Annotated in this window: 4 protein-coding genes; 3 read left to right on the top strand and 1 reads right to left on the bottom strand. The window is 70.2% G+C overall.

Annotation, left to right across the window (positions count from 1 at the left end; all coding sequences use genetic code 11):
* Positions 1–131: 131 nt before the first annotated feature.
* On the bottom strand, positions 132–2,861 hold the full coding sequence (gene ppc / locus ACFW22_RS35505) for a phosphoenolpyruvate carboxylase (RefSeq protein WP_386412872.1): 2,730 nt from the start codon (positions 2,859–2,861) through the stop codon (positions 132–134).
* Positions 2,862–3,103: 242 nt separating this feature from the next.
* Between ppc and ACFW22_RS35500 the strand changes: the two genes are divergently transcribed.
* From ACFW22_RS35500 to ACFW22_RS35490, 3 genes are all read left to right on the top strand, one after another.
* Complete coding sequence (locus tag ACFW22_RS35500; RefSeq protein WP_386412869.1) at positions 3,104–4,087, top strand: acyl-CoA desaturase; 984 nt, start codon at positions 3,104–3,106, stop codon at positions 4,085–4,087.
* Entirely contained in the window at positions 4,084–4,776 is a 693-nt protein-coding gene (locus tag ACFW22_RS35495) for a TetR/AcrR family transcriptional regulator (RefSeq protein ID WP_189805565.1), read from the top strand. The genes ACFW22_RS35500 and ACFW22_RS35495 overlap by 4 nt, the downstream gene beginning before the upstream one ends.
* 218 nt (positions 4,777–4,994) lie before the next feature.
* A partial coding sequence (locus ACFW22_RS35490) for an FG-GAP repeat domain-containing protein (RefSeq protein ID WP_386412865.1) occupies positions 4,995–6,283 on the top strand: 1,289 nt, incomplete at its 3' end.

Below are 6,283 nucleotides of genomic sequence, written 5' to 3'. Positions count from 1 at the left end.
AGCGCCTCGAAGAACCTCGCCTTCAACGCCTCGAAATCCACGATCCCCGCAACTCCCTGAACTCCAGGGTGTTGCGGGGATCAATAGAACCCACCTTCCACGGGGGGCACCGTCGTTTGTCGGGGCGGGCGTCAGCCGGTGTTGCGGAGGCCGGCCGCCACGCCGTTCACGGTGAGGAGCAGGGCCCGCGCCAGCAGCGGGTCCGGGTCCTGGCCGCTCTCGGCGTCCGCGCGCTGGCGGGCGAGCAGCGCCACCTGGAGGTAGGAGATCGGGTCCAGGTAGGCGTCACGGATGGAGAAGGTCTGCTGGAGCACCGGGTTGGAGTCCAGGAGCTGCTCGCCGCCGGTGATCTTGAGGACCTCGGCGACGGTCAGCGCGTGCTCGGCCTCGATGGTGGCGAAGACGTGCCGGAGGTCATCCGGGACCAGGGTCTCGACGTAGTGGCGGGCGATCCGCAGGTCCGTCTTGGCCAGCGTCATCTCGACGTTGGAGAGGAAGTTGCGGAAGAAGTGCCACTGCTCGTACATCTCGCCGAGGACCGCGTCGAGCCCGGCCTCCCGCAGGGCCTTCAGACCGGAACCGACGCCGTACCAGCCGGGGACGATCTGCCGGGACTGCGTCCAGCCGAACACCCACGGGATGGCCCGGAGCCCGTCGAGACCGGCGCCCGAATCGGGGCGGCGGGAGGGACGGGAGCCGAGGTGGAGGTCGGCGAGCTGGTCCACCGGGGTGGCCGCGAAGAAGTACGCGGGCAGGTCCGGGTCCTCGACCAGCTTGCGGTAGGCCGTGTGGGCGGCCTCCGAAGCGGTGTCCATCGCCGCGTCCCAGCGGGCGAGCGCCTCGTCGGACTGGCGCGGCGCGGTGTGCAGGGCGGAGGCCTGCAGGGTGGCGGCGACGGTCAGTTCGAGGTTCTCCCGGGCGAGGGACGGAATCAGGTACTTGTCGGAGATGACCTCGCCCTGCTCGGTCACCTTGATCTCGCCCTCCAGGGTGCCCCAGGGCTGGGCGAGGATCGCGTCGTGCGAGGGGCCGCCGCCGCGGCCGACGGTGCCGCCGCGGCCGTGGAAGAGGCGCAGCCGGACGCCGTAGCGGTGGGCGACGTCGCGGAGGCGGCGCTGGGCCCGGTGGATCTCCCACTGGGAGGTCGTGATGCCGCCGAACTTGGAGGAGTCCGAGTAGCCGAGCATGACCTCCTGCACGTCGCCGCGGAGCGAGACGAGGCGCCGGTAGGAGGGGTCGGCCAGCATGTCGTCGAGGATGACGTCGGCGGCCTTGAGCTCGTCGGTGGTCTCCAGGAGCGGCACGATGCCGATCTTGGCCCAACCCGCGTGCAGGTCGACCAGACCGGCTTCGCGGGCGAGGACGGCCGCGGCGAACACGTCGTCGGCGCCCTGGCACATGGAGATGATGTACGACTCGATGACCTCCGGGCCGAAGCGCTCGAAGGCCTCCTTGACGGTGTGGAAGACGCCGAGGGTCTTCTCGCCGGCGGCGTCCAGCGGGGCCGGGGTCGGGGCGAGCGGGCGGCGCGAACGCAGCTCCTTGGCGAGCAGCTTCTGCCGGTAGTCGCGGGGCATGTCCGCGTACCGCCAGGACTCCTCGCCGAGGCGGTCGAACAGCTGGCCGAGGGCGTGGTGGTGGGCCTCGGCGTGCTCGCGGACGTCCATGGTGGCGAGCTGGAGGCCGAAGGCGGAGAGGGTGCGGATGACCCGGTCCATGCGGCCGTCGGCGAAGAGGCCGCCGCGGTGCTCGCGCAGCGAGGTCTGGATGAGGGTGAGGTCGCGGATCAGGTCGGCGGTGCCGAGGTAGTCGCGGCCTTCCTGGTGCGGGGTGCCGTGGGCGAGGCGCTCGCGGGTGTTGACGAGCTTCTGGCGGATGCAGGTGGCCTTGAGGCGGTACGGCTCCTCCGCGTTGAGCCGCTTGTAGCGGGGGCTGATCTCCGGGAGGAGCTCCAGGTCGCTCTGGAGGGAGTCCAGCAGTTCCTGGGTGGCTCCGGTGTAGCGGATGGAGTTGGAGAGGAGCCCGCGGAGGAAGTCGACCAGTTCGAGGGCATCGGTGATGCCGTGCTCGTGCTGGAGGATCAGCACGTCCCAGGTCACCTGGGGGGTGACGTTGGGGTTGCCGTCGCGGTCGCCGCCGATCCAGGTGCCGAAGGTGAGCGGGCGGGTGCCGGAGGGCAGTTCGAAGCCGACGCGCTCCAGCTCGGCGGCGAGGTCCTCCAGGACGTCGCCGACGGCGTTGGCGTGCAGCTCGTCGAGGTAGTAGATGGCGTTGCGGGCCTCGTCGGCGGGCTCCGGGCGAACCACCCGGAGCTCGTCGGTCTGCCAGATGAGGTCGATGTTCTCGGCGAGCCGCAGGTCCAGGCGACGCCGCTCGGCCTCCATGACCGGGGTTTCCAGGAGGGCGGCGATCCGACGCAGCTTGTTGAGGACGGAGCGGCGGGCGGCTTCGGTCGGATGGGCGGTGAAGACGGGCCGTACGTTGAGGTTCTTGACCGTCGCACGGACGTGCTCCGGGTCACCGTCCTTGAGCATGTCGGCGGTGCGGGCGAGGAGGCCGCCCTCGACGGCGCGCCTCTCGCGCATCTCACGGCCGCGGTGGACCTGCTCGGTGACGTTCGCGAGGTGGAAGTAGGTCGAGAAGGCGCGCACCAGCTTGGCGGCCGTCTCTAGTTCGACACCGCGGAGCAACTCGGCGGCGGCCTCGCCGTCCTCTCGGGTGAGGCCGCGGACGCGTTCGACGAGGTCGAGGAGCTCGTGGCCCTCCTGGCGGACGAGGGTCTCTCCGAGGAGATCGCCCAGTCGGCGGATGTCGGCACGCAGCTCGGCGCTGGCGGTGGGGGTCTGGTCGGCACTGCTCACAGGTGCGGCTCCTTGCAGTGTTTGAGCACGTCTGGAGGGGTTCTGGAGGCTTGCGGACCGCGCTGTCCGACGCACCCAGGATAGGTGGCCGTCCAGTCGGCGGCGGCCAGGCCCCTCCTTGTGCCCTCTTGCCGCGCGCCACGGCGCTGCCATACTTACGACGCCGTAGGTTACGGAGGCGTAGCCACGGCGGCGTCGTGCGACGCGTTCACTCCCCCCTCTCTCACCCCCCAGGGACACCCATGACCATGAGCCCCGAGATGACGTCGGCGCCCGAAGCGCCGGACAGTACCGAGGCGCTGCCCTACGCCACGCTGGGCGGGGACAGCAAACGTTCGATCGAGCAGATCACCCTGATGCTGTTCATCACGGTGCCGTTCCTGGCGCTGCTGGCGGCGGTGCCGCTGGCCTGGGGATGGGGGGTGAGCTGGCTGGATCTGGGGCTGATGGTGGCGATGTACTACATCGGCTGCCACGGGATCACGATCGGTTTCCACCGGTACTTCACCCACGGTTCCTTCAAGGCGAAGCGGCCGTTGCGGATCGCGCTGGCGATCATGGGTTCGTTGGCCGTCGAGGGGCCGCTGGTCCGTTGGGTGGCGGATCACCGCAAGCACCACAAGTTCTCGGACGCGGAGGGTGACCCGCACTCGCCGTGGCGGTTCGGGGAGACGGTCCCGGCGCTGATGAAGGGCCTGTGGTGGGCGCACATCGGCTGGATGTTCGACGAGGAGCAGACGCCGCAGCACAAGTACGCCCCGGACCTGATCAAGGACCCGGCGATCCGACGGATCTCGCGCCAGTTCGTGCTGTGGACGATCGTGTCGCTCGCGATCCCGCCGCTGGTGGGCGGTCTGGTGACGATGTCGTGGTGGGGTGCGTTCACGGCGTTCTTCTGGGGCTCGCTGGTGCGGGTGGCCCTCCTCCACCACGTCACCTGGTCGATCAATTCGATCTGCCACGCGGTGGGCAAGCGTCCGTTCAAGTCGCGTGACCGCTCGGGCAACGTGTGGTGGCTGGCGGTGCTGTCCTGCGGCGAGTCCTGGCACAACCTGCACCACGCGGACCCGACCTCGGCGCGGCACGGGGTGCTGCGCGGCCAGCTCGACTCCAGCGCACGGCTGATCCGCTGGTTCGAGCAGCTGGGCTGGGCCTCGGACGTGCGCTGGCCGGCGAAGGACCGCATCGAAGCCCGCCGCCAGAGCGCACCCGCCGACGCGGCATGATGGAAGACGTGGCGATCGAGGGCAGGACCGGCGGTACCGGCAGCAGCGGCGGAGAGCAGAAGCCCCGGCGCGGGCGTCGGGTGCGGATGACGGGCGCGGAGCGCCGGGAGCAGCTCCTCGACATCGGCCGCACCCTGTTCGCGGAGAAGGGCTTCGAGGGCACCTCGGTGGAGGAGATCGCGGCGAAGGCCGGGGTCTCCAAGCCGGTGGTGTACGAGCACTTCGGCGGGAAGGAGGGGCTGTACGCGGTCGTGGTCGACCGGGAGATGCGACAGCTCCTGGACGGGGTGACGGGAGCGCTGACGGCGGGGCATCCGCGGGAGCTCCTGGAGCAGGCGGCGTTCGCCCTGCTGGACTACATCGAGAACTACACGGACGGCTTCCGGATCCTGGTGCGGGATTCGCCGGTGGCGCAGTCGACGGGCACGTTCGCGTCGCTGATCAGCGACATCGCCACGCAGGTGGAGGACATCCTCGGCCTGGAGTTCAAGGCCCGGGGCTTCGACCCGAAGCTGGCCCCGCTGTACGCACAGGCCCTGGTGGGCAGCGTGGCGCTGACGGGGCAGTGGTGGTTGGACGTCCGCAAGCCGAAGAAGGCGGAGGTCGCGGCGCACCTGGTGAACCTGGCGTGGCACGGTCTCGACGGCCTGGAGCAGAAGCCGCGGTTGATAGGACACCGCAAGAACTAGCGGGGCCAAGGGGGAAGGGTCCGGCAGCCTGGGGCGTTCCGGGTTGCCGGGATACCGCATTGCAGCCCTGTCACACCCGAGGGGTAATCTCGTTTCACATCCGGACGGGCGTTCGCCCTCCGCCTGCAGTCGCTGCTGCGTGGAGGCGTCGCGGACCCCTGTACCCGGGCCTATGACACCTGATCCCTGGGGGGGATCTCTTGCGTTCTGTTCGATCCATGCGTACCCGCCTCGCGACCTGCACCGCCCTGGCGCTCTCCGCCGGCATGCTCCTCGCGGGCCCCGCCTCCGCCGACGCGCCGCTGCCGGTCCCGTCGACCGAGAAGGCGGTGCCCTCCTTCACCGCACCGAAGCTGACGCTCCCGAAGCAGGACGGCGCCCGTGCGGGCGTCGCCTCGGCCGAGGCCGTCCCGCTGCTGATGTCCGACCTGGACGGTGACGGCAGCGAGGACATGATCGTCCGCACCCCGGGCGGCAACCTCCACTCGATCACGTCCTCGGGCAACGGCACCAACCTGGACTTCTTCCGCGACGACGTCGCGAAGGAGATCATCCCGATCGGCAACCAGGGCGGCTTCACGACCGAGCCCGAGGTGCTCGTCGCCTCCGAGGACGGCACCCTCACCCTGTACTCCGACGTCGACCCCAGCGGCACGCCGTACGCGCACCGGGTCGGCGGCGGCTGGCAGGTCTACAACAAGATCACCTCGCCCGGTGACGTGAACGGCGACGGCCGCGCCGACGTGGTCGCCCGCACCAAGGACGGCCAGCTGTACCTGTACCTGGCCACCGGCGACACGTCCGCGCCGCTCGCCGCCCGGACCCTGATCGGCGGCGGCTGGAACATCTACGACCAGGTCATGGGCCTGGGCGACGGCACCGGCGACGGGAAGGGCGACCTGTACGCCCGGGACACCGCCGGGGACCTGTGGTTCTACGCCGGTACCGGCGACACGGCCCGCCCCTTCGCGGCCCGCGTCAAGGTCGGCACCGGCTGGCACATCTACAACCAGATCCTGCCCGCCGGGGGCGGCAACCTCCTGGCCCGCGACAACTACGGCACGCTCTACTACTACCAGGGCAAGGGCAACGGCACCCTGGCCGCTCGTGAGCAGGCCAGCGTCTCGGGCGACTTCGCGGGCATCGTGCAGTTCGCCGGCGGCGGCGGCAACCCGTACACGGGCAAGGAAGGCGTCTACGCCGGCACGTCCAACGGCGCGCTGTACTGGTACACCAACTCCACCACCGGCTCGCTGACCCCGCGCACCTCGGTCAGCGACACGGGCACCTGGGACGGGTTCAAGCTCACCAACCTGTCCTCGATGGACCGGGACGGCTTCTCCGACCTGGCCTTCCAGTACAACGACGACCCGGAGGGCCACCTCTACATCGAGAGCGAGGACATCGGCCGGGGTTGGAGCGCCTACAACGTCCTGGTCGGTCCCGGCGACCTGTCCGGCGACGGCAAGGGCGACCTGCTGGCCCGCGACCGCTCCGGCATCCTCTA

The sequence above is a fragment of the Streptomyces sp. NPDC058872 genome (genome assembly GCF_042743065.1).
In the GTDB taxonomy this organism is placed as follows: Bacteria; Actinomycetota; Actinomycetes; order Streptomycetales; family Streptomycetaceae; genus Streptomyces.
Note: the sequence above shows the minus strand (reverse complement) of the source record. Positions and strands in the feature narration are given on the sequence as shown.

Excerpts from the sequence above, each read along its gene's own strand:
- ACFW22_RS35500 (WP_386412869.1), top strand. The coding sequence starts at position 3,104 with ATGACCATGAGCCCCGAGATGACGTCGGCGCCCGAAGCGCCGGACAGT.
- ACFW22_RS35495 (WP_189805565.1), top strand. The coding sequence starts at position 4,084 with ATGATGGAAGACGTGGCGATCGAGGGCAGGACCGGCGGTACCGGCAGC.